This window comes from Mesorhizobium sp. LNJC394B00 (assembly GCF_000502555.1).
Lineage (GTDB): Bacteria > Pseudomonadota > Alphaproteobacteria > Rhizobiales > Rhizobiaceae > Mesorhizobium.
Genome location: NZ_AYWH01000007.1, coordinates 17687 through 40120, shown reverse-complemented (window position 1 = coordinate 40120; position 22434 = coordinate 17687). Strand labels below are relative to the sequence as shown.

General features: G+C 62.5%; 19 protein-coding genes. 11 read left to right on the top strand and 8 right to left on the bottom strand.

Going from position 1 to position 22434, the window contains the following annotated elements; all coding sequences use genetic code 11:
• Positions 1 to 29 precede the first annotated feature (29 nt).
• The 4 genes from X751_RS143260 to X751_RS143275 all read left to right on the top strand — a co-directional run bounded on the left by X751_RS143260 (position 30) and on the right by X751_RS143275 (position 1927).
• A complete protein-coding gene (locus X751_RS143260) occupies positions 30 to 335 on the top strand; it encodes a metalloregulator ArsR/SmtB family transcription factor (protein ID WP_023745464.1) in 306 nt (101 codons plus the stop codon).
• On the top strand, positions 332 to 814 hold the full coding sequence (locus tag X751_RS143265; RefSeq protein ID WP_023745463.1) for an SRPBCC family protein: 483 nt from the start codon (positions 332 to 334) through the stop codon (positions 812 to 814). Before X751_RS143260 ends, X751_RS143265 begins: the two co-directional genes overlap by 4 nt.
• Positions 815 to 826: 12 nt before the next feature.
• Positions 827 to 1240: an MAPEG family protein gene (locus tag X751_RS143270; protein WP_023745462.1), complete on the top strand. Its 414-nt coding sequence runs from the start codon at positions 827 to 829 to the stop codon at positions 1238 to 1240.
• 186 nt (positions 1241 to 1426) lie between these two features.
• Complete coding sequence (locus X751_RS143275; protein WP_023745461.1) at positions 1427 to 1927, top strand: HdeD family acid-resistance protein; 501 nt, start codon at positions 1427 to 1429, stop codon at positions 1925 to 1927.
• Between the two features lie 12 nt (positions 1928 to 1939).
• Here the strand turns inward: X751_RS143275 and X751_RS143280 are convergent, their stop codons facing one another.
• On the bottom strand, positions 1940 to 2923 hold the full coding sequence (locus X751_RS143280) for a bifunctional riboflavin kinase/FAD synthetase (protein ID WP_023745460.1): 984 nt from the start codon (positions 2921 to 2923) through the stop codon (positions 1940 to 1942).
• A 9-nt stretch (positions 2924 to 2932) separates the two neighbouring features.
• Positions 2933 to 3793 carry a TIGR01459 family HAD-type hydrolase gene (locus tag X751_RS143285; RefSeq protein WP_023745459.1) on the bottom strand — a complete coding sequence of 287 codons (861 nt, stop codon included), beginning with the start codon at positions 3791 to 3793 and terminating at the stop codon, positions 2933 to 2935.
• 337 nt (positions 3794 to 4130) lie between these two features.
• Between X751_RS143285 and X751_RS143290 the strand changes: the two genes are divergently transcribed.
• From X751_RS143290 to X751_RS143305, 4 genes are all read left to right on the top strand, one after another.
• A complete protein-coding gene (locus tag X751_RS143290; RefSeq protein WP_031247159.1) occupies positions 4131 to 6020 on the top strand; it encodes a pilus assembly protein in 1890 nt (629 codons plus the stop codon).
• A 187-nt stretch (positions 6021 to 6207) separates the two neighbouring features.
• Entirely contained in the window at positions 6208 to 8181 is a 1974-nt protein-coding gene (locus X751_RS143295; RefSeq protein WP_023745457.1) for a TadE/TadG family type IV pilus assembly protein, read from the top strand.
• A 156-nt stretch (positions 8182 to 8337) separates the two neighbouring features.
• On the top strand, positions 8338 to 8970 hold the full coding sequence (locus X751_RS143300; protein WP_023715207.1) for a LysE family translocator: 633 nt from the start codon (positions 8338 to 8340) through the stop codon (positions 8968 to 8970).
• 242 nt (positions 8971 to 9212) lie between these two features.
• Positions 9213 to 9647: a CAP domain-containing protein gene (locus tag X751_RS143305; RefSeq protein ID WP_245265806.1), complete on the top strand. Its 435-nt coding sequence runs from the start codon at positions 9213 to 9215 to the stop codon at positions 9645 to 9647.
• A 29-nt stretch (positions 9648 to 9676) separates the two neighbouring features.
• Here the strand turns inward: X751_RS143305 and X751_RS143310 are convergent, their stop codons facing one another.
• From X751_RS143310 to X751_RS143325, 4 genes are all read right to left on the bottom strand, one after another.
• Positions 9677 to 12355 carry an EAL domain-containing protein gene (locus X751_RS143310; protein WP_031247157.1) on the bottom strand — a complete coding sequence of 893 codons (2679 nt, stop codon included), beginning with the start codon at positions 12353 to 12355 and terminating at the stop codon, positions 9677 to 9679.
• A 293-nt stretch (positions 12356 to 12648) separates the two neighbouring features.
• On the bottom strand, positions 12649 to 14184 hold the full coding sequence (locus X751_RS143315; RefSeq protein ID WP_023745453.1) for a DHA2 family efflux MFS transporter permease subunit: 1536 nt from the start codon (positions 14182 to 14184) through the stop codon (positions 12649 to 12651).
• A 349-nt stretch (positions 14185 to 14533) separates the two neighbouring features.
• Positions 14534 to 15751 (bottom strand): HlyD family secretion protein, encoded by a 1218-nt coding sequence (locus tag X751_RS143320; protein ID WP_023745452.1) that lies wholly within the window; start codon positions 15749 to 15751, stop codon positions 14534 to 14536.
• On the bottom strand, positions 15748 to 16218 hold the full coding sequence (locus tag X751_RS143325) for a MarR family transcriptional regulator (protein ID WP_023705728.1): 471 nt from the start codon (positions 16216 to 16218) through the stop codon (positions 15748 to 15750). Before X751_RS143325 ends, X751_RS143320 begins: the two co-directional genes overlap by 4 nt.
• A gap of 462 nt (positions 16219 to 16680) precedes the next feature.
• Between X751_RS143325 and X751_RS143330 the strand changes: the two genes are divergently transcribed.
• On the top strand, positions 16681 to 17514 hold the full coding sequence (locus X751_RS143330; protein ID WP_023745451.1) for an AraC family transcriptional regulator: 834 nt from the start codon (positions 16681 to 16683) through the stop codon (positions 17512 to 17514).
• A 42-nt stretch (positions 17515 to 17556) separates the two neighbouring features.
• Here X751_RS143330 and X751_RS143335 read toward each other — a convergent pair whose 3' ends face one another.
• Positions 17557 to 18492, bottom strand: a complete 936-nt coding sequence (locus tag X751_RS143335; RefSeq protein WP_023724806.1) for a helix-turn-helix domain-containing GNAT family N-acetyltransferase — start codon at positions 18490 to 18492, stop codon at positions 17557 to 17559.
• Between the two features lie 1512 nt (positions 18493 to 20004).
• Between X751_RS143335 and X751_RS143340 the strand changes: the two genes are divergently transcribed.
• Positions 20005 to 20631, top strand: coding sequence for a TetR family transcriptional regulator (locus tag X751_RS143340; protein WP_023682986.1), 627 nt, complete (start codon positions 20005 to 20007; stop codon positions 20629 to 20631).
• On the opposite strand, the gene X751_RS143345 is transcribed toward X751_RS143340, so the two are convergent.
• Entirely contained in the window at positions 20628 to 21497 is an 870-nt protein-coding gene (locus X751_RS143345) for a hypothetical protein (protein ID WP_023745449.1), read from the bottom strand. The two genes, X751_RS143340 and X751_RS143345, sit on opposite strands and share 4 nt — an antisense overlap.
• An 82-nt stretch (positions 21498 to 21579) precedes the next feature.
• Between X751_RS143345 and X751_RS143350 the strand changes: the two genes are divergently transcribed.
• Positions 21580 to 22377: a methyltransferase domain-containing protein gene (locus X751_RS143350; RefSeq protein ID WP_023745448.1), complete on the top strand. Its 798-nt coding sequence runs from the start codon at positions 21580 to 21582 to the stop codon at positions 22375 to 22377.
• Positions 22378 to 22434 lie beyond the last annotated feature (57 nt).

Below are 22434 nucleotides of genomic sequence, written 5' to 3'. Positions count from 1 at the left end.
TGCCTAAACTCGCGTTAGTGCAGGCTAACATGAACAGATGGACAGCGCTTGGCGACCCGACCAGGCGCACGATCTTCGAACTGCTGGTCGAACAACCCTGTTCGGTCGGGGAATTGGCTCGTGCGCTTCCTGTCACCCGGCCGGCGGTCTCGCAGCACCTGAAGGTGCTCAAGGACGCCGGCCTCGTGGCCAACACACGGCTAGGCAAGCAACGCATCTACCGGGTCGATCCGGAAGGCTTGGCCAGCCTGCGCGCCGAACTCGACCGGTTCTGGAGCAAGACCTTGGAGGCCTACAAAGTGGTCATCGAACAGCGCTTGAAGGAGCAGGAATGAGCACGCATCAACCGCCGGTGAGGCACTCCATCCTTGTCGAGGCTCCGATCGCGCATGCCTTCAAGGTTTTCACCGAGGACTTCGGCAGTTTCAAACCCAAAGAGCATAACCTGCTTGCGGTGCCGATCGCCGAGACGATCTTCGAACCCCGCGTTGGCGGTCACGTCTACGACCGCAGTGTGGATGGCAGCGAGTGCCGCTGGGCACGGGTGCTGGCCTACGAGCCGCCCAGCCGACTGCTTCTGAGTTGGGATATCAGCCCTCAATGGCAGATCGAGACCAATCCGGACAGGACCAGCGAGTGGGAAGTCCGGTTTACGGCGGAGACGAATAGCCGGACCCGCGTCGAGATCGAGCATCGCAATCTCGAACGTCATGGCGAAGGCTGGGAAGGCGTGCGCTTTGGAATCGACGGCGATCAAGGCTGGCCGCTGTATCTCAGGCGATTCCAAGATCTTTTTGCCGGCAAAGTGACCTGAAGGAGCACAACTATGGAGCCCTATTGGCTAAGCATCCTCGGTGTACTGATCCTCTGTCTTTTGTCAGTCGCGCTGGCGGTTTACTCGGGTTCGTCCAAGGGATTTGCCGGAGCGCTTTCCGGTCCGGTGATCCCGGCCGACGACGCCAATCTCCTCTACAGGATCGACCGCGTGCATATGAACTCGGTCGAGGCGCTGGCGCCTTTTGTCGTCCCGGCGGTGCTGGCCATGATGGTTGGCGTTGGGTCGGCCACGTTGGCGACCATTGTCTGGGTTCATGTGGCGATACGCCTGCTTCACCTGGGGGTTTACCTACGCGGCGGCAATGCCGCCAAGGGTGGCAGTGTCAGAACGATCGTCTACGTCTCTGGAGCGCTCGTCACGCTTGTCCTCATCCTTGTGACTGGGTGGGCTGCCATAAGTTGACACGTACGCGCGAACCTCAAGCCGCGCCACCGACGCTTTGTTTGTTTGGTAGCCGTCGCCATCGGCTGGACGTCCGTTACAGCCGGGGCTAACCTCCCGGCAAGGTGCCAGGCGATTTCGAGGAGATGCGGCTATGACCCTGCACGGTGACACCCTGAAAGACGCGATCGGCCGGACACGAGACAAATGGGATGGTTCGTCGCGCTCGGCGTGCTGCTGCTCATCTTCGGCGGCATTGCCTTCGGCAATCTGTTCATCGCCACCGTCGCCTCGGTCTATGTCGTGGGATGGCTGATGCTGATGGCCGGCATCATCGAGATCGTGCACGCCTTCGGCGTGAAAAGCTGGAGCCGCTTCTTCTATTGGCTGCTCAGCGGCCTGCTCTATGCGATTGCCGGCTTCTTTGCCTTCGATAATCCGCTGCTGGCATCGACGGTGCTGACTTTCCTGCTGGCGGTTGCGCTGGTCGCTTCAGGCGCGCTCAGGGCCTGGGTCGGCTACAGCCACCGGCCGGAGAATGGCTGGGGCTGGGTCGTCGCGGCGGGCCTGATCAGCGTGCTGGCGGGCCTGACCATCGCCATGGGCTGGCCGGTCAACAGTCTGTGGGTGCTCGGCCTGTTCCTGGCCATCGACCTGATCTTCCAGGGCTGGACCTTCATCGCCGTTGGACTGGCGTTGAAGAAGTGAGCGGCCGGAAGCTCAAAAAGCGATCGCGCTGTCCAACTGCGAAAGCGGCCTGACGCCGGCCAGCAGCGCGCGCGCCTCCGCCTCGTCGCGCTTCATTTGTGCCACCAGCGCATCGAGCCCATCGAACTTCACCTCGGGGCGCATAAAGCCGAAGAACGATACGTCGCAGATCTCACCATAGAGATCGCCGGCAAAGTCGAAGACGAAGGTTTCGAGCAGCGGCGCGCCATTGTCGTCGACGGTCGGACGGCGGCCGAAGCTGGCCACACCGTCATAAAGCGTGCCATCGGCGCGGCGGAAGCGGACGGCATAAATCCCTTCCTTGAGAGTCGCTTCCGGAGAAAGCCTCATGTTGGCTGTCGGGAAGCCGAGCGTGCGGCCGAGTTGCTGGCCACCGATGACTTCGCTTTCGACAGTGAAGCGATAGCCGAGCAGGCCGGCGGCTTCGGCCACCTCGCCCTCGCAGAGCAGCGCGCGGATACGACTCGACGACACCACCTCGGCGCCCTCGTCGCGAAAAGCGTCGACCAGGGTGACCCCGAACCCGTGGCGCTCGCCTGCGACCATCAGAAAGGCCGGGCCGCCTTGCCGGTCCTTGCCAAAGTGGAAATCGAAGCCGGTGACGGCATGGGTGATGCCGAGATTCCTTTCCAGCACGTCGGTCACGAAAGCTTCTGCAGACAGGCCGGCAAAGGCGCGCGTGAACGGCTGTTCGACGAGTGCCGCAAAGCCCAGATGCGACAACAGCCGCGCCTTCATCGGCGGCGGCGTCAACACGAACAGCGGCATATCGGGCCTGAATACCTTGCGCGGATGCGGCTCGAAGGTCAGCACCAGCGCCGGCACGCCGCGCCGCCTGGCTTCGGCAAGCGCGCGATCGAGCACCGCCTGGTGGCCGCGATGGACGCCGTCGAAATTGCCGATCGCCACCACGCCGCGGCGAAAATGCGGCGGCAGCGGCGCGGTTGCTGAAATGTGTTCGAAAGCTGCTCTCATGCAGCAATCCTACCGCAGTCTTGGAATGACGGCGACCGGCCGGTAGCCGTGCTTTTGCAGAAAGGCTGCAAGCCTGGCGGGGTCCGGCTGCATGGGATCGCCATAGTCGCGCGCGTGAATGCCGCCTGAGACGTAAAGAACATCGATGCCGTTGTCGGCGGCGCCCTTGACGTCGGTCATCATGCCGTCGCCGATGGCCAGCACCTCGGAGCGCGCGACGTCGCGGCCGAGAAGCACGGCAACCTCCCGCAGCGCTACGTCATAGACTGGCGCATAGGGTTTTCCGGCGATCAGCGTGCGACCGCCAAGCTGGGCATAGTCACGCGCCAAGGCGCCGGCGCACCAGATCATGCGCTCGCCGCGTTCGACCACGATGTCGGGATTGGCGCAGATGAAAGGCAGGTTCCTGGCGCGCAGCCGGCGCAGCAGATCGGCGTAGTCCTCAGGCGTTTCCACCTCGTCGTCGAACAGCCCGGTGCAGACCACGCCGGAAGCCTCGAACTCCTCGACGAGCTCGACGTCGAGGCCGTCATAGAGGGTGAAGTCGCGGTCGGCGCCGATATGGAAGATTGTTCGCGGGCCTTCGGCGATAAGGTCGCGGGTCACATCGCCTGAGGTGACGACGCGATCGTAGGCGGCCGCGGGAACGCCGATCGCATTCATCTGCGCCACCACATCGGCATTGCGGCGCGGCGAATTGGTGATCAGGACGACCGGGACCTTTGCCGCACGCGCGGCGGCGAGCGCTTCGGCAGCCGCCGGAAAATGCCATTCGCCATTGTGGATCACCCCCCAGACATCGCACAGGATGGCCGAGTAGGCGCCCGACAAATCCGCGAGCGAGCCGATGATGTCAGGCGAATCCGCCATGCCGTTTTCCTGCTGTGACGATCATTGCGAGAGCTGCAGCCGACGGTCCGCCGCAACCGGCCCCGCATTAACCGAAGCGTTTCATCCTGTCACCAGCTTTTCGGCACTTGCGAGGCTGTTGCGCAACGGGCTGATCAAAGGGTTGCAACGGGCAGGAACCACCCTTCTCCGAGCTTCGGTCGATCGAAACAATGTCGCACCGCTGATCACCAGGGCCGAGTGGTTAACGAGCCTTGAAAAGATGGGCCGATGTTGAATGTATTTCAGCAACCTGAAATTTAACGATTTTGTGGGCATCTTCGGACCGATATTGGGTCCTGGCAGGGGTGCTGAAGGCATGATCCGCAGATTTCTGAACGACAGACGCGGCAACTATGCCTTGATGACAGTGATCACCATGGTGCCCTTGATGGGCGCGCTGGCGCTTGCAATTGACTACACCGATCTCCTGCGCCAGAAGCAGAACATGCTGAACGCGCTGGATGCCGCCGGGATTGCCACGGCACAGCAGATCGTCACCGGGGCGACCGACACGGCAGTCAAGGCCTATGCGAAGGATTTCTTCGAAGCCAATCTCGGAAAGGTCAGCTCGGCCAATACGGCCCTGACGGTGACGCTGCCCAACAACAACGCAGGTGGCGGCACGCTGAAGCTGTGCGCCAGTTTGACGTTCCACCCCTATTTCCTGCCGGTGGCGGCCATGCTGATCGGAAGAACGTCCACCGATGCCAAAACCTCCGCTTGCTCCGAGATCCGCCTCAAGAACACGCTGGAAGTGTCTCTCGTGCTCGACAATTCCGGCTCCATGAGCATCAACGGCTCCGGCACCGGCCAGCCGCGAATAGATTTGCTCAAGAAGGCCGCGACCGAGCTTGTCAATACAATGGCGCTCCAGGCCGCACAAATGAAACAGGTGACCAAGCCGGTGCAGTTCTCGCTGGTCCCGTTTTCTGCGTCGGTCAATGTCGGCGCTCCGATCCCCCCGGCTCCATTGCCGACGTGGCTGGACACGACCGGCATTTCCCCGATCCATCATCAGAACTTCGATTGGTCGACGATGACAGCGGCGGCAAATGCCACCAAATGGATCGAAAAAGTAGGCAGCGTTTACTACCAGCGCGGCACGGGCTGGGGCACTGACAAAGACAAGGAGATGACGCGTTTCACCCTCTATCAGGACATGATGGCAACGACCTGTACGAAGAAAAACTCGAACGGCACTTGCAAGACCTCCGTCGTCGCCAAATACGAAGCCTGGAAGGGCTGCGTGGAGGCGAGGCCGTATCCCTATAATGACGACGACACGTCGCCGACCACTGGCACGCCCGCCACCATGTTCGTGCCGATGTTCGCGCCGGACGAAGCTGGCAATTTCTGGACCGACACAACTCGCACCAGCACATCGACGTGGGGTTACGCCAACAATTGGTGGATCGATTATTCCGACACGCTGACTGTCCCCAAACGCCAGGCGGATATGCGCAAGTATTTTCTGACAAAGCCCTGGGACGCAGCAGCCGCTGCGGCCGATGATGGACCCAATTCGGCATGCACGACCGCCGCGATCACGCCGTTGCAGGACATAACCACCACCGATGGCAAGAAAATCCTGACGGATGCCATCAATGCCATGGCCCCGACGGGCAACACCAACGTGCCGGAAGGGCTGGCCTGGGGCTGGCGGACGGTGTCGAGCAACGAGCCTTTTACGCAAGGCCGGCCGAACACCGAAAGAGGCAACGACAAAGTGATCATCGTCCTGACCGACGGCGCAAACACCTATAGCATCGGCCCCAGCAACGACATGACCAGCAACTACGCCAAGAATGGATCGACCTACGCCGCCTATGGCTACACCGGCCCTAATTTTCCGAAGCCAGTGGAGCCTGCGACCCGCCTGTTCGTCAACACGACCGTCGCCAAGACAACCTATACGGCGACCAACTACACGGCCGCGCTTGACGAGCAGATGCAAACCCTTTGCGCCAATGCGAAGAATTCGAACATTCTCTTGATGACCGTCTCGCTCGACCTTGTTAGTTCCAAGCCGGCGGAAAAGACTGCCATAGATGCGCTCAAGAAATGCTCCTCGGATTCGCGCTTCCGCAAGGATCCGACCGACCCGAGCAAACCGGCGAAGCTGTACTGGAACGCGACCGGCGCCACCTTGTCGCAAAGTTTCAAGGAAATCGCCGACGAACTGTCGAACCTGCGCATCGTCAGCTGATCGGCGCGATCTTTCGAACAAGGCGCTCCGCCTCGGCGGGGCGTTTTGCGTTCGGCAGCTGGCGCATTTGGTTAGCGCCTGGTGAAGCGCTATCCGCGCAATCGAGCAGTTTCCCAAACCCGTCCTTTAACGTTTTGTGAAACTGTGGCGGCATTGAAGAATCCGCAGGCGGGGCCGCTTACATCACATGCGTGAACTCTGGCGCACATTCCGGCGTGACTTCTGGCGTGACCGCCGCGGCAATTACGCTCTGATGACCGTTGTGGCGATGGTGCCACTGATGGGCGGCGTGGCAATGGCTGTCGACTACACCGGCGTGGTCAGCGAGAAGCAAAGGGTGGTCAACGCACTCGACGCCGCCAACTTCGCCACCGCGCGCCGGCTGGTGGAAGGCGCCACCGACGACCAGTTGCGGGCCTATGCGCTCGACTTCTTCAAGGCAAACCTCAACGACGTCGATCCCGCCGACACGACGCTCAGCGTTACGCTGCCCAGCAGCACGACCGGCGGCGGCATCGTCAAGCTGTGCGCCAGCCTGGTCTACAAGCCCTATTTCCTGCCGGCAGCGGCGATGCTGATCGGCAGGACGTCGGAAAACGTCACCTACTCCGTGTGTTCGCAAGTCCGGCTGAAGAACACGCTGGAAGTGGCCATGGTGCTCGACAATTCGGGGTCGATGTCGAACACGGGCACGGGTGCCGGACAAAAGCGCATCGACCTTCTCAAGCAAGCCGCCAAGCAGCTCGTCGACACGCTTGCCTTGCAGGCCGCGATGATCAAGCAGATCGACAAGCCGGTCCAGTTCAGCCTTGTGCCGTTCGCCGCCTCGGTCAATGTCGGCGCCAGCAACGACAACGCGTCGTGGATCGACGCCTACGGGCTGTCGCCCATCCACAATGAGAATTTCGCCTGGTCCACGCTTAACGCAGCCGACAAATATGCCCAGAAGATCGGCGGCATCTGGTACAAGAAAGGCATTGGCTGGGGTGAGCAGGAGGGGCAGATGCTGACCCGCTTCTCGCTCTACCGCGACATGAAGGTGGTCACCAGCCACGAGCGCATCGTCGGCAGCAAACGCGTGGTCTGCGACAAATATCGCCCCAATCATACATGCTCGGACAGCCACAACGAATACGACTACAACGACACATATGGACCGTTCGCCAGCTGGCAGGGCTGCGTCGAAGTGCGGCCCTATCCCTATAATGTCAACGACGCGCCGGCCTCCGGCGGACCGAACAACACCGGCACCGGCGTCGGCGATCCCGCGACCATGTTCGTGCCGATGTTTGCGCCGGATGAGCCGGGCAATCATTGGTACATAACGCAGGACCCCGACGAGGTGGCCCCCAAGACCTATGGCGCAGCCAACAGCTGGTGGAACGACGATCCGGCGAGCACCACCGCCAAGACCAGGCAGTCCAACATGGCCAAGTATTTCCAGCCACGGCCGATCAATGCTCCGGTGCTGGGGACGGGTGCAGGTCCTAACTACAGCTGCACGACGACACCGATCACGCCGCTGACCGACGTCTCCAACACCGCCGGGCTGACCAAGATCAAGGCTGCGATCGACCTGATGGCGCCGAACGGCTTCACCAATGTGCCGGAAGGCATGGCCTGGGGCTGGCGCACCGTCTCCAGCACGGAGCCTTTCACAGGAGGACGTCCTGAGACGGAGCGCGGCAACGACAAGGTGGTCATCGTGCTCACTGACGGCGAGAACACCTATGCGGTGCCCAGCAGCGATCCCGCCGGCAACAAGTCGACCTATGCCGCCTATGGCTATACCGGCGTCGGCTACAACGGCACTGCGGTCACCCGCCTGTTCGGCGGCACGTCGAGCGCCATCGGCCAGCTCAACTATTCGTCGAGCAACTACACCGCCGCGCTCAACGAGCAGATGGCGACGCTGTGCAACAACGCCAAGGCGGCCAACATCATGGTGATGACGGTGGCGCTCGACATGTCGACGACCGACGCCGGCGACAAGAGCGCGATGGAGGCACTGAAGACGTGCTCGTCGGACTCTCGCTTCCGCAAGGATCCGACCGACCCGAGCAAGCCTGCAAAACTGTTCTGGAACGCGACCGGCGCCACGCTGTCCGACAATTTCAAGGAAATCGCCAACGAGCTCTCGAACTTGCGCGTGGTGAGCTGAGGGTTGAAGCTGCTGATCTTCCCCACCTTGCGGGGGAAATTGGCGGCTTCGCCGCTTTCGTCATTTTCGACGCTGGCGCAAAGGCTCCGGCCATCATGCTCTTGCGGTGAGTCAAAACGCGTGATGGGTATCGTCACCGCTTCCCGGAGATCGCTCGTGCCCGAAACCGCCAACCATCTCGCCTTCGCGCTGGTCTGCCTCGGCATGGTGCTGACGCCCGGGCCGAACATGATCTACCTGATCTCGCGCTCGCTGTCGCAAGGCCCCAAGGCCGGGCTGATCTCGCTCGGCGGCGTGGCGGTCGGCTTTCTGTTCTATGTCGTATCGGCTGCACTGGGCATCACCGCGCTGCTGCTTGCCGTGCCGTTTGCCTACGACGCACTGCGCATTGCCGGCGCGCTCTATCTGCTATGGCTCGCCTGGCAAGCGGTGCGGCCCGGCGGGCGCTCACCATTCCAGGTGCGCGAACTGCCGAAGGACAGGCCCCGCAAGCTGTTCGCCATGGGTCTAATGACCAATCTCCTCAATCCCAAGGTGGCGGTGCTTTATCTGTCGCTGCTGCCGCAGTTCATCTCGCTGGGCAACGGCCATGTGCTGTCGCAGCTTCTGGTGCTCGGCGCCACGCAGATCTCGATCAGCCTGACCGTCAATGCCATCATCGCGGTAACGGCCGGTTCGATCGCCACCTTTCTTGCCGGACGGCCGCTATGGATGGTCATCCAGCGCTGGATGATGGGCACGGTGCTTGCCGCGCTGGCGCTTAAAATGGCGACCGACGCGCAACGCTGATCGGACGCAGCGCGCCGAGACTACATCGGCCGCCGACCTTCCCATTCGAATCGGCCGGCCGAACCTGCACGGAGGCCTGCGATTGAGATTTTCGCAGCCCTGCCCGGCAAAAGCCATGATCGCCGCTAAGTCAGGCAGGCATGACAATGATCTGCACCACCAATCATCCGCTCGCGCAAACCCGCTCTGGCGAAGCAAGTCCAAAATCAAACAGGCGCCTACTGCTGATCGGCCTTGCAGCCATGGCTGGCCTCGCTGCTTGCAGCACGGTCTCGGTGCCGACCGGCGAAGGCGCCGGTGTGTCGTCCTCGGCCACCGCGGCGCTGGCCGGCATCCGAGCTTCGGCCGGACTGCCGGCGCTGGTGCCGGACGCCCAGCTCGAGCAGGCCGCTCTGCAGCAGGCCGGCTATATGGCCTCGCGCGAACGCATGAGCCACACGACCGGCTGGGGCAAGGATTTCGCGTCGCGGATGAAAGACAATGGCGTGCGGGGCGCTGCTGCCGAGAACATCGCCGAGGGCCGCTTCGACCAGCAGAAGCTGTTCGACATCTGGATGCATTCGGCCGGCCACCGCCGCAACATGCTCGATCCGGATTTCAGCCGCTTCGGCCTCGCCTATGTACGCGACGGGCGCGACAGCGCCATCCGCTACTGGAGCCTGGTGCTCGGAAAATAGCAGCCAGCGGTCACGGCGCGACCCAGCCGTCAGCCTTTCGCGATCAGCTCGCCGATATCCCCAGGCGACAGGGGTTTGCTGAAATAATTGCCCTGCACCTCGTCACAATTGTTCTTGCGCAGGAAGGCGACCTGGTCTTCCGTTTCGACACCTTCGGCCAGCACCCGAAGGTTCAACTTCTGCCCCAGGGAAATCACGGCGCCAGTGACCGCCTGATCGTTCTCGTCGGTCGCGAGATCGTTGATGAAGGACTTGTCGATCTTCAGCCGCGCCACCGGAAACGTCTTGAGGGCGCTGAGACTGGAATAGCCTGTTCCGAAATCGTCGATCGATATCTGCACGCCGAGCTTTTGCAGTCCGTTCATCGTTGCGACCGCCAGCTCGAAATCCTGCATGATCAGGCTTTCCGTCACTTCGAGCTCGAGATACCTCGCCTCCAGGCCGCTTTCCTTCAACGCGTTGACGACGCGGTCGATCAGGTTCTTCTCCCGGAACTGCCGCGCCGACACGTTGACGCAGACGGTTACGGGCGACAGACCGGCGCGCTGCCAGGCTTTGTTCTGCCGGCAGGCTTCGTGCAGGATCCAGTCGCCGAGCGGCACGATCAGCCCGGTCTCCTCGGCGGTCGGGATGAACATCGCCGGCGAAACCAGGCCTCGCGTCGGGTGGTTCCAGCGCACCAGCGCTTCGACGGCGAAAACCTGCCCCGATCGCAGATCCACCTGTGGCTGATAGTGCAGAGCGAATTCCGACCGGGCGAGCGCGTTTCGCAATTCCTCCTGAAGCAGGAATTTTTCATGTGCAGTTGAGTTGAACTCCGGGGCATAGAACTGGAAATTGTCGCGGCCGAATTCCTTGGCGCGATACATGGCGGCGTCGGCATTGGCCAACAGCGTATCCGGGCTGGTCCCGTCCTTCGGGTAATTTGCGATGCCGATGCTGGCCGTCGTTCTCAGCCGATGCTCTCCGACAAGAACCGGTTCCGCGATCGCATCCCTGATCGTCTGCAGGGTTTCCGAGACCACATCGACATTGGTGGTTTGGTCGAACAGGACGATGACAAATTCGTCGCCGCCAAGCCGCACGACGGTGTCGGTGGCCTTCACGCATCCAACCAAACGGCTGGCGACGGTCTTGAGGAGTTCGTCGCCGGCATTGTGGCCAAACGTATCGTTCACCAGTTTGAAATTGTCGAGATCGATGAACACCACCGTCATCCAGCGATTGTATCGCTGCGCGTAGAGGACCGCCTGGGAAAGCCGATCCTCCAGCAAAGCGCGATTGGGCAGGCCGGTCAGCGCATCATGGTTGGCCATGAAGTGGATCTGGTCTTCCGCCAATTTGCGCTCGATCGCGATGCCGGCAATGTGTGTGGTGAATTCGATCAGGCGGGTCTCGGCATGGGTGGGTTCGCGCACGGTCATCGAATACATGGCAAAGGCGCCCAACACGACGCCCCGATGCGACAGGATCGGGGTTGACCAGCACGAACGATAGCCATGGGGTGCCGCCAGTTCGCGGTAATCGTCCCAAAGCGGATCCTGCAGAATATCGGTAACAATGACCGGTTCCCGCCGGTAGATGGCGGTTCCGCAGGATCCCACCTTGGGACCGATGGCCGCCCCATCGATGGCGCTCGTATAGGCTTTCGCCAGGCCCGGCGCCGCACCGTGACGCAAATGAATGCCGTCCTTGTCGAGCAGCAGGACGGAACCGAATATCCCCTCCAACTGAGCCTCGACGAAGCGCATGAGGCGGTCGAGCACGTCCTCCAGCGGCGCGCTCGTGGCAATCATTTCGAGGATCTGCGCCTGCCCGCTGCGAAGGACATCCGCCTGTTTGCGGGCGGTGATGTCGTGGGCGATGCCAACCAGGCCGAAGATTTCATTTTGGCGATTGCGCAACGGCACCTTCGTCGACGAAAGCCATTTGTCGTTCCCCGACGCATCGACGACGAACTCTTCCGCATCGATCATCGGTTGTCCGCTCTTGAGCAGGCGCTGCTCGACCAGGCGAAATTTCCGCGCAACTTCCGGGGGGTGGAGATCAAAATCGGTCAAACCGATCATGTCGCTGGTCTTGTTGCGCCCACTATCGGTCGCAAGGGCGCTGTTGACCACGACGAAACGGCTTTGCGTATCCTTGACCCAGAGATAATCGGGCACCCAGTCGATCAGCGCCTGCAGCGAAATGCGCTCGTCGACGATCTGCCGATTGGCGAGGAGTTCAGTGATGTCCTCATGCGTGGCGATCCAACTGCCATCGGGCATCGGCTGGTTACGGATCTGGATTGTGCGACCATCGACAAGTTTGGCGGTCCAGAGCCGCGAAGCCTTGCCCGAATTGATCGAGCGAGCCGTCGCGAGATAGGTGTCGGCGGCCGTCGCCGCCGTGCCGGCGGCGACGCGGCGCTCGACGATTTCGCTCAGTGTCACGCCAGGCCGCAATTCCTCGGGCGCTATGCGGTAGATTTCCGCATAGCGCCGGTTGCTCAGGATCAACCGTTCATCCGCATCGAAAAGGCAGATGCCTTGCGAAATATTCTCGATCGCAGTCTCGAAGCGCAGGGTCTGCCCTTCGAGAGCCGCAATGGTCGTGCGAAGTTCTCCCTCGAGCGTGTCGTAGGAGACGTCAGCCAGTCTTGCCAACGCGGCTAGGCCCACCGGCGCGCGCGTCGCGGCGGATCTTCTGGATGACTTCGTGACCAAACAGACCTCCTCCGGCTTGGCGCCTGAAACTAGAAAGGGCCTCTCTCCTGCGAACTGAAAGTCGACTGACAATGTTACAGATGTGCTAATTCAAGATGAACTGTAACGGAATTGGAGGCGTCAGCAACCGGATACCGAAGGCGGAAATCTCATTTCAAATCAACTTCCAAGGGGCCATTATCGATATTCTCTTGCGCATAAGGGTTTTGACGATAATCTGAGCAGCGGCCACGTTCTTGCACCCCAGATCATTAGGGCTAAACCGACTTGCTGCCAGCGCTACAGTGCCCGCCTCAATCCATATGCGCGGCAGGCGTGGCGGCGCCGGCCGGAGCGGTCTTCGGCTTGCGCAGCAGGAAGACAAACGGAATGGCAACCAGCGTCATCACCATCAGTAGTTTGAAGTCGTTGACATAGGAGATCATCATCGCCTGGATGTTGACCATGCGGTCCACCTGCGAAAGTGCCGTCGGATCGCCGCCTGCTGCCGCCGGCGAGAGCGCCCACAAATTGGAGTTGAATGGGTTGATGAAGGCCGACAATTCGGTGTGATTGACCTGCGTGTTGCGCACCATGAGAACCGTCACCACCGACACGCCGATCGACGAACCGAGATTTCGAACCAGGCTGAACAGGGCCGTGGCGTCGGTGCGGAAGCGCACGTCCAGCGTGGCGAAGGCCACCGTGGACAGCGGCACGAACACCATGCCCATGCCCAGGCCCTGGATGACGCCGGAGCTGAGGATCAGCCAATTGTCCATCTGCGGCGTGAAGGAGGACATGGTGTAGAGCGACTGCGCGGTGAGCAGAAACCCGATGACGACGAGGATGCGGGCGTCGATCCTGCTCATGAGCCGTCCAACGACAAGCATCGAAATCATCGTGCCGACACCGCGCGGCCCCAGGACGACGCCGATGGTGACGGTCGGATAGCCGAAGATGGTCGACAGCATCGGCGGCAGCAGCGACATCGAGGCCAGGATCAGCACGCCCATGACGAAGATGAAAGCCAGACCGGTGACGAAATTGCGGTCGAGGAAGATCTTGGGGTCGATGAAAGGACGTTCCGCCGTCAGTGTATGGATGATGAAAACCCAGAAGCCGGTGATCGAAAGAGCAAGCTCGATCCAGATTTCGACCGAGGAAAACCAGTCGACCTCGCCGCCGCGGTCGAGCAGCAGCTGCAGCGCGCCGACGCCGAGCGAAATCATGGCGAAACCGAAGAAATCGAAGCTGCGGATCCGCCGGGCAACGACCGGCAAATAGGCTGCCATGCCGAGGAAGGCGATGATGCCGACCGGCAAATTGATGAAGAACACCCAGCGCCAGTTGAAATTCTCGGTCAGCCAACCGCCCAGCGTCGGACCCAGGATCGGCCCCAGCATGATGCCGGCGCCCCAGATGGCCATCGCCTGGCCGTGGCGTTCCCTGGGGTTGATGTCGAGCAGGAAGGTCTGCGACAGCGGCACGATGGCCGCGCCGAACACGCCCTGCATCAGCCGGAAGAACACAATGCTCTCCAGGCTCCAGGCAATGCCGCACAGCATCGAGAACACGGTGAAGCCGACAACCGCCGCCAGGAACAGTTCCTTGCGGCCGAAGCGGTCGGCCAGCCAGCCGGTCACCGGCGTCATGATCGCGGCGGCAACGATGTAGGAGGTCAACACCCAGTTGATGTTGTCGGGCGACGCGCCGAGGTCGCCGGTCATGGTCGGCAGCGCGACATTGGCGATCGTGGTGTCGAGCGCCTGCATGACCGTCGCCAGCATCAGCGCCACGGTGATCAGGCCGCGATGCGGCACTTCCTTGAAAGGTTCTGGTGTGGTCATGATGCGGAACTTCCGACAGGTAACAAAAACGTGTACATTAGGTTTCCGGGCGGCGAGGCCTTCTCTGGTGAAGAGACCCTCATCGCGGTGGGACGCGATCTATCGATGTGGGGGTTACATCGATCGAAGGTCTCGACACATCAGGCGCTTGCCGCCCGGAAATCCAAGGTCCGAAGGATGGGCGCCGAGATGGTCCAGGTTCTGGGCAGGCCGCGATGCGGCCCGGTCCAATCCACCCCTCGTTCAACCTGCCGTCGGGCCGATCCTGTCATCTCAACTTCACCTCGCCTGCGGCGGGCGTTCTGCCGGGCCGTGATCCTGCTTTTCGAGATCACGGTCCATTCACAGTCTATTGCGCTTCGCCTGCGGTGGCGTGGCCGAAGATAGCGGGGAACCCGCGAGCAACGCCGGTGTCCACCGTAACCGAGGCGCTCATACCGGTGCGCAGCGCCATTTTGGCGTCGGCATCGGTCAGCTCCAGGCGCACCGGAATGCGCTGCGTGACCTTGACCCAGTTGCCGGTGGCGTTTTGAGCAGGCAACAGCGAAAACTCCGCGCCGGTGCCGGCGCCGATCGCCTTGACGGTGGCCTCGAAAGTTCTGCCCGGATAGGTGTCGACGACGATCTCGGCCTTCTGGCCAGGCTTCATGTGGGTAAGCTGGGTTTCCTTGAAATTGGCATCGATCCAGGTGTCGCCGGTCTCGACCAACGCAAACAGCGGCGTGCCGGAACCGACATACTGGCCGATCTTGAACGAGGAGGCCTGGCTGATGACGCCGTCGGCCGGCGCCTTGACCGTGGTCTGCGCCAGATCGTAGGCGGCCTTGTCGCGCGCGGCGAGTGCGGCCATCACCGTCGGATGCTTGTCGGTCTCGATATCGGGATTGCCGGCGAGAGCCGCCTTGGCGCTGATGATGCCTTGCTCGGCAACGGCCAGTTGCTGCCTGGCCTTGTCGAGATCGTTCTTGGCCTCGTCCAGCGACGATTTGGCGTTGATGCCCTTCTGGGCAAGGTCGGCGGCGCGGTCATACTGCGACTGCGCGTAGTCGACCTGGCTGGCATCGGACTTTTCCTGCGCCAGCGCCTGGCTGTAGGCGGCGCGCAGCTGTTCGATACCGACGCGTGCGACTGCGACCGCCGCGTCGGCCTGCGCCAACGCGATCCGGTAGGGCTCGGGGTCGACGGCAAACAGCACATCGCCCTGCTTGACCTGCTGATTGTCCGAGATGCCGACCTGAACGATGCGGCCGGCCGTGTCCGAGGCGATCGACACCTTGGCCTGCTGCAAATTGGCGTTCTCGGTTTCCTGATAGCGGCCGCCGGTCACCCAGACATAACCGCCACCAATGGCCAGCGCGGCCGGCAGGGCGACCATCAGCAGCAAGCGGCCGATGCGGCGCTTCTTGACCGGAGCCGGAGCGGGTTGAACCGGGGGAGCCACCGCGACAGGTGCTGCGGCCGGCTGTGCAGGCGCTTCGGCAGCCGGCTGTGCAGGCGCTTCGGCAGCCGGCTGTGCCGGCGTCTCGATCTTGGTAACATTCTCGTCTAGTTTGGCTGCCGCGTTCATGCTGCTGCCCCTTCCGTACTCTTCAAGGACGACGTCTCGCCGTCCGCCAGGTTTTGCACGATGGTGTCCAGCGCCCGGATAAGGACGCGGCGGTCGTCCGGCGAAACGCCGACCAGCGATTCCTCATAAACTTCGCCAGCAAGGCTTTTGACCTCGGCATAGGCCGCGTTCGCCTTGGCTGTCGGGAAGATCATGCGCACGCGCCGGTCAGTTGCGTCGGAGCGCCGCTCGATCCAGCCGCCCTCCTCCATCCGGTCGACGAGGCGTGAAACGCTGATCGGCTCGATTTCGAGAAGTTCGGCGAGGCGAGCCTGGGCGACGCCGGCCTCCTTGGCGACGCGAACCAGAAGCCGCCATTGTGCCGAGGAAAGGCCAAGACCGCTGGCGCGCGCCTCGAAGCGCTTGCGCATGAGGCGCTGCACGTCGTGGATCAAAAAGCCCAATCTATCTATGCCGTCGGAAACCATGAGCGGTATATATTATAAGCGTGCTTACCATTCAAGGCGCCGCATTGCGCCAGAGCCGAAAAAGAGGGATGGCAGCCATGCAGATGCGGTCATGGCACAGGCAATGACGGTTGCGGATGACTTCCCGACCGAGACGTGAATTGCCGTCGAGAACGCCGTGAGAAGAAAGGTCGTCTTGCGCGTCCTCGCCACCGGCACACCTAGGCTTTCGGCGGCATTTCGCCGGCGGCGAAGGCATCGAGCCGGCGGTGGTTCCACAGCGCATAGGCAAGGGTGGTGCCCGCACCTAGCGCGCCCAGATATTGTCCCAGCGAGCCAGGCCGAGGCCGCCCAGCAACGGCTTTCCACGATGGTGACCTGCCACAGTCGACCAGCGCCCTTCGATTTTACGACAGGCGCAATTTCGATCAAACTGGCCTCGCAAAAAGCCGACAAAATGTGCCGCCAAATGCGAGGAGACCTATGAACCCGACCGAGAAAGCGCTGTGGTTTGTCGAGAGCCATCTGCCGGAAGCGATCTCGCTTGAAGATGTCGCGCAAAGCAGCGGCGTCTCGCGCTTTCATGTGACGCGCGCCTTTGGCGCCGCCACCGGCCGTTCGGTGATGGGCTATATGCGCGCGCGCCGGCTGACCGAAGCGGCGCGCAAGCTGGCTTCCGGCGCGCCCGACATCCTCGCGGTCGCGCTCGATGCCGGCTACGCCTCGCACGAAGCCTTCACCCGCGCCTTCCGCGATCAGTTCGGCACGACGCCGGAACTGGTGCGCGCGCAGGGCAGCCTCAGCAATCTCGACCTGGTGGAGCCGATCCTGATGGACCAGTCCTTCCTCGCCTCACTGCCGCCGCCGCGCTTCGAGACCGGCCATCCCTTCCTCATTGCCGGCCTCGGCGAGCGCTACAGCTGCGAAACCAGCGCGGCTATTCCGATGCAGTGGCAGCGCTTCGGTCCCTATATCGGCAACATTCCGGGCGAGACCGGCGACGTCGCCTATGGCGTCTGCGTCAACGGCGACGATGCCGGCAATTTCGACTATATCGCCGGCGTCGAAGTTTCGGATTTCTCGGACCTGCCGAAGGAGCTTTCGCGGGTGCGGGTGCCGGCGCAGAAATACGCCGTGTTCACCCATGCCGAGCACATCTCCACGATCCGCCGCACCGTCAACACGATCTGGAACAAATGGCTGCCGGCCTCGGGGCACGATATAGCCGACGGCCCCGAATTCGAACGCTACGGCCCGGAGTTCGATCCGCGCAGTGGCAATGGCGGGCTGGAGATATGGATTCCGGTTAGAGTGTGAGAGCGTTTGCGCGCGATCTTGCCTTCTTCCGGTGAAAAGGCGCTACAGCTCCAGCTTCCAGTTCTGGCCGACCAGATCCTTGCCGAAGGCGTGATGGCGCTCTTCGTCCACCAGCCTGAAGCCCGCACTCTCATAGATGTGCCGGGCGGCGGTCAAAATGTCGTTGGTCCACAGGGTCAGCGTCTTGTAGCCCCTGGCGCGGGCGAAGCCGATGCACTCCTCGACCAGCCGTTTGCCGATGCCGAGGCCGCGCGCCGAAGGCTCGACATAGAGCAGGCGCAATTTTGCCACCTCGTCGGACTTGCGCACGACGAAGACCGAGCCGACTACCTCCTCTTGCCGCTCGGCAATCCAGCTGCGTTCCCATTCTGGATCGAAGGATTTTACGAAGGCGCCGAGGATTTCGGCGACCAGCGCCTCGTAGGTTTCGTCCCAGCCATATTCCTGTGCGTAGATCTGTCCTTGGCGGCGCACCACCCAGCCGATGTCGCCGACCTGCAAGGGGCGCAGCATATACGGCACTTTGGTCTCCGGGCTGTCGCCCAGGAGTTGCTGCACCGTCTGCATGGCCTTGACCAGCCGGTCCTGTTCGGCAGCAGGAAGCCGCTCCAGCAAGGCCGCGACCTGGTCGTGCGAAGCCCGGTTCAGCGGCGCGAAGGCCTGCCGCCCCACCGGCGTCAGCGTGATCGACGACTGCCGCGCATCCGACGCCAGCGGCGCGCGCGCAATCAGCTGCAGGTGCTCGAACTTCTTCAGGAGCCGGCTGACATAACCGGCGTCGAGGCCGAGATCGCGGATGAGATCGCTGGCGGTCAGGCCATCGCGATGCGCCAGTTCGTAGAGCACCCGCGCCTCGGTCAGCGAGAAGGCGCTTTTCAGCAGGCCTTCGTCGAGCAGACCTATCTGGCGGGTGTAGAAGCGGTTGAAAGCCCGCACCGCGTCGATGCGTTCCTTGCCGGGTTGATGATGGATCGTCATGGGAAGCCTCCTGCCCCATCAACGATCGGTCATTTATTTGACTTAGTCAAGTATCGAGGAGATGCTCCCCCGGTCGTGTCTCAGGCGATGGCGCGGCGGCGCCGTGCGATCAGGACGAACAGGCCGAGCAGCACAACGCTGGCCGCAGCACTGGCGGCGGCAAATTCCGGCACCGGCCGAAAATCCTTGCCGTCGATCAGCAGCGATGCCGCGACCGGGCCGATCGCCAGACCGAAAAGCTGGGCCGCCGGCACCAGAAGCACGGCCGTGCGCGTCTCGTCGNCGCGACCGGGCCGATCGCCAGACCGAAAAGCTGGGCCGCCGGCACCAGAAGCACGGCCGTGCGCGTCTCGTCGGCGGTGATCGCCAGCCGGATCTGATAGGGCACGATGAACAGAAGGATGAGGCCCATGATCAAGGCCGCGACCCAGAAAACCGTCAGGCCGGGGCTGCCGGCGAGCATCACGGAACTGGCGACGGCGACCACGCCGATCGCCACGATGGCGAAGCGGTAATCGATGCGCGCCTCGAAGACGGTAGCCGTCATTGCGCCCAGCACCTGCAATGCGAGGTTGGCCGAGACGATCAGGCCGACGGTGCGGCCATCGATGCCGTATTGTGCGCCAAGTGGCTCGAGAAACGCCCAGACCGAGCCGAAGAACATGAAGTAGCAGAAGACGCTCAGCAAAGCGGCAAGCGAAGGAACGGTCAGCACATTGCTGAACTGTTCCTCCTTGGGCAGGTCGGCATAGCTATCCGGGACGATGAAGGCGACGGCCACCGAGGCGATGCAGACGACGGCAAGAACGATGAAGCCGCCCGCCGATCCGGCGGCCGGGATGACGTAAAGCGCCAGCAGCAGGGCAAGGGCGCATTGCGCCAGGGTCTGAAGGGTGACGAAGAAGCCGCCGATGCGCTCGGCCCGGCGTGAACGGGCGATCAGTTCCGTGGCGACCGCCACCAGCCCACCCTCGGCGAGGCCTGCCACCGCGCGGGCGGCAATCAGCGAGGTCGAGGTCAGCGCATAGGCGGTCGCCCCGTTCGCCAGCGCCAGCAAGAGCAGAAGGACGGCACTTTTCAAGCGCATATTGTGGGCGGACAGCATCATGGCGATGGCCGCCGATCCGATGCCGATGGCGATCATCTCCGCCGTGGCGACCAGCGCGAGTTCGTCACCGCTGACATGCCCTTCGGTGTAGAGCGCGCCGAGAAGCACCGGCTGCAGCCCGAGAATGAGCAGGCCGACCGAGCCGATCCACAATGCCGAGGCGAGTTGCGCCCCAGTGGGGTTGCCGACCAGCCAGTCGCCGTTCCCGGCATCCGCGTTACCAGCAGAAGTCACGGTCGCCTCCCAACGTCCTTGCCTGACGGCAAAAAAACTGACAGTCTGTCAGCATTTAGAAACTGATACTCGATCATATTCGTTTGTCAATCAGTAGCGGGACTTGGCACCAACAAGGCTGGGGATGGTCTTGGCGATCGAATGGTCTGGGCGATCGAGAGGATGGCGGCATGAACGAAGCAGTGCAGATGACGACCGAACCGAGGCGCAGGCCCAAACAGGAGCGCAGCCGCGAGCGCATCGACGCCATCCTGTCGACGACCATGCGGCTGATCGGCGAGAAAGGCATCGACGCCGTCACCATGAAGGAAGTCGGCGCACAGGCCGGCGGGCCGATCGCCACCGTCTATCATTACTTCCCCAACAAGTCGGCGATCCTGGCGATGCTCTACGAGCGATTCTCCGAAGTGAGCCGCGCCCGGCTTGCCGCGATCGTTGCCGACGTCGGCGGGCTGAGCGACGTTATCGCTGCGGCCGACCGGCTGCTCGACGACTACTATGAGCGCGTCGCCGGCGACCCCGCCATTCAGGACCTGCAAAACGCCATCCAGGCTGACAAGGCGCTGAAGAATCTCGACATCGCCGAAACCCGGCGCCAGGCGACGATGTTCTGCGACCATGTCGGCCCCTTTCTCGCGCCAGAGCGACGCAATGAGTTCGGCCGTATGGTTTTCCTGATCTTCCAACTGGCCGGCGGCGTCGTGCGCATGGCGCTGACCCAGAACCAGGAGGAAAGCCGCCACACCATCGAGGACTACCGGTCGATCATCCATACGCAGCTGGGGTTGTTTCTCTAGCGCCCGATTCGACCCCGTCCGGTCTGGTGGATGAGGTTTTCGAAGCCGTCGGCCAGGTTGGCGGTGCCGGCGGCAACAATCTTCGACAGGTTCCTGGCGCGACCTGGGGTCTTGTTGGCATCGAGCAGCACCGCCCTGCCCTCATGCAGGACAAAGTCGAATTTGCCATAGTCGAAGCCCAGCTTCCGACGCAAGGCGCGCAATTCGTCGGGAACCGCAACCGGCTCCCGGCGGATGGTGTCGTCGCCCTTGACCAGGCGCTGCGGCGAGACATAGCGGGTGCAGCGCTCCCGATCGCCGCAGAATATCCAGAACCGCGCCGCAAACCCGTCGGGCTCGATTTCGGGAATGAATTTTTCCACGATCAGGTCGGCACGCCTGAAAATCTCCGGCGCCACATCGGCCAGCGAGGCATGCACCTGATAGCGGTCGAAGGTCTGCGCGCCCGGGAAAGGCACTGCCTTGCCGGCGCGAACGGATTTTCGGTTGAGCTGCTCCTCGGGCGTCCCCCAATGATTGAGGTTGCTCTTGACGATGACCTGGCCGCTCCAGTTGGCACCCTCCTCGAGGATCGCACCGCTGATGCGGCGCTTGGAAATGTCGGTTGCACCAAGATTGAGACAAATCGGAAATCCGCGCGCGTAGTCGACATAGTCCGATGGCGTCACTGTCGCGTCGACATGCAGGACGGCAATATCGGCGTTATGACTTGCCGAGGGTCCACGCATGATCTGCACGGAGTGACCGCGCCGTTTCAGCTCCGCCAGGACGTCGAACAGCATGTAGGGGCTGTCCTGGCGCAGCAGGAGGCCCCGCCGGCTCTGGAAGCGGTCAAATTCATGCGTTATGACGGCAATGCGGGCCATGGCCTTTCCTGCATGAGGTAACTCGCAAGGCAACCAACAGCCTGGAAGGAAATATGTCCAGCCTTTCCCCAAACCGTTCCGCATGACTGAGCATTGGGACGCAATTCGCCGTCATTGGCGGCTTCTCGGGTCGCCGCTGTGTCCGCCCCCGGAAGCTGTCGCCGCCTATGAGCGCGAACTTAGCCTGCAATCGGTCGATGTGGTGCTGCTCGGGGTCACGCCGGAGCTTGCCGGCCTCGGAAGGACCATGCTCGCGATCGACGAGTCCACTGCCATGATATCGGGCATCTGGCCGGGCGATACCGCCTCACGCAAGGCGGTGATCGGCAACTGGCTGGAGTTGCCGCTGGGCGACGAAAGCGCCGGGGCGGTGATCGGCGACGGCTGCCTGTCGGCGCTGGACTCCTCGGTTGCACGGCAGGCGCTGCTTGCCGAGATCGCGCGTGTGCTGAAGTCCGATGGGCGGGCTGCATTGCGCGCCTATGCAAGCCCTCAGGTGCCGGACGATCTGCAGGAGGTCCGGGCGCTGACGCTGTCCGGTGGTGTCGCGACCTTCCACGAACTCAAATGGCGCATTGCCATGGCTTGTGCCGGCGGCGATCCCGACCGCGCCATTCCGGTGCGGGCGATCCTCGACGCCTTCGATGCGCTGTTTGCCGACCGGGAGGCCCTTGCCGCGACGACCGGATGGGAGATGCCGGTCATCGGCACCATCGATGTCTATGCGAATTCGCAGACTGTCTACAGTTTCGCCCCGGCGGCGACGCTGGTCGAAGAGGCGAGCCGGTTTTTCGGCCGTGTCCGCCTCGCACCGACAGGGGGTTATGGGCTGGCGGAACGATGCCCGCTTCTGGTGCTTATATCGCCGCGGCGCCGGTAGGGTCTGCCGTCGGATCGCGGCACGGCTCCAATTGGCACAATTGTGCTCACCGTTCGC

What these genes read in the sequence shown, in the direction of transcription:
- X751_RS143305 (WP_245265806.1), top strand. Translation starts at nt 9,213, where the DNA reads ATGGCTGGCCTCGCTGCTTGCAGCACGGTCTCGGTGCCGACCGGCGAA.
- X751_RS143345 (WP_023745449.1), bottom strand. Translation starts at nt 21,497, where the DNA reads ATGGCCCGCATTGCCGTCATAACGCATGAATTTGACCGCTTCCAGAGC.
- X751_RS143325 (WP_023705728.1), bottom strand. Translation starts at nt 16,218, where the DNA reads ATGGTTTCCGACGGCATAGATAGATTGGGCTTTTTGATCCACGACGTG.
- X751_RS143315 (WP_023745453.1), bottom strand. Translation starts at nt 14,184, where the DNA reads ATGACCACACCAGAACCTTTCAAGGAAGTGCCGCATCGCGGCCTGATC.
- X751_RS143290 (WP_031247159.1), top strand. Translation starts at nt 4,131, where the DNA reads ATGATCCGCAGATTTCTGAACGACAGACGCGGCAACTATGCCTTGATG.
- X751_RS143330 (WP_023745451.1), top strand. Translation starts at nt 16,681, where the DNA reads ATGAACCCGACCGAGAAAGCGCTGTGGTTTGTCGAGAGCCATCTGCCG.
- X751_RS143335 (WP_023724806.1), bottom strand. Translation starts at nt 18,492, where the DNA reads ATGACGATCCATCATCAACCCGGCAAGGAACGCATCGACGCGGTGCGG.
- X751_RS143320 (WP_023745452.1), bottom strand. Translation starts at nt 15,751, where the DNA reads ATGAACGCGGCAGCCAAACTAGACGAGAATGTTACCAAGATCGAGACG.
- X751_RS143285 (WP_023745459.1), bottom strand. Translation starts at nt 3,793, where the DNA reads ATGGCGGATTCGCCTGACATCATCGGCTCGCTCGCGGATTTGTCGGGC.
- X751_RS143280 (WP_023745460.1), bottom strand. Translation starts at nt 2,923, where the DNA reads ATGAGAGCAGCTTTCGAACACATTTCAGCAACCGCGCCGCTGCCGCCG.
- X751_RS143295 (WP_023745457.1), top strand. Translation starts at nt 6,208, where the DNA reads ATGCGTGAACTCTGGCGCACATTCCGGCGTGACTTCTGGCGTGACCGC.
- X751_RS143275 (WP_023745461.1), top strand. Translation starts at nt 1,427, where the DNA reads ATGGGATGGTTCGTCGCGCTCGGCGTGCTGCTGCTCATCTTCGGCGGC.
- X751_RS143270 (WP_023745462.1), top strand. Translation starts at nt 827, where the DNA reads ATGGAGCCCTATTGGCTAAGCATCCTCGGTGTACTGATCCTCTGTCTT.
- X751_RS143265 (WP_023745463.1), top strand. Translation starts at nt 332, where the DNA reads ATGAGCACGCATCAACCGCCGGTGAGGCACTCCATCCTTGTCGAGGCT.
- X751_RS143260 (WP_023745464.1), top strand. Translation starts at nt 30, where the DNA reads ATGAACAGATGGACAGCGCTTGGCGACCCGACCAGGCGCACGATCTTC.
- X751_RS143350 (WP_023745448.1), top strand. Translation starts at nt 21,580, where the DNA reads ATGACTGAGCATTGGGACGCAATTCGCCGTCATTGGCGGCTTCTCGGG.
- X751_RS143340 (WP_023682986.1), top strand. Translation starts at nt 20,005, where the DNA reads ATGAACGAAGCAGTGCAGATGACGACCGAACCGAGGCGCAGGCCCAAA.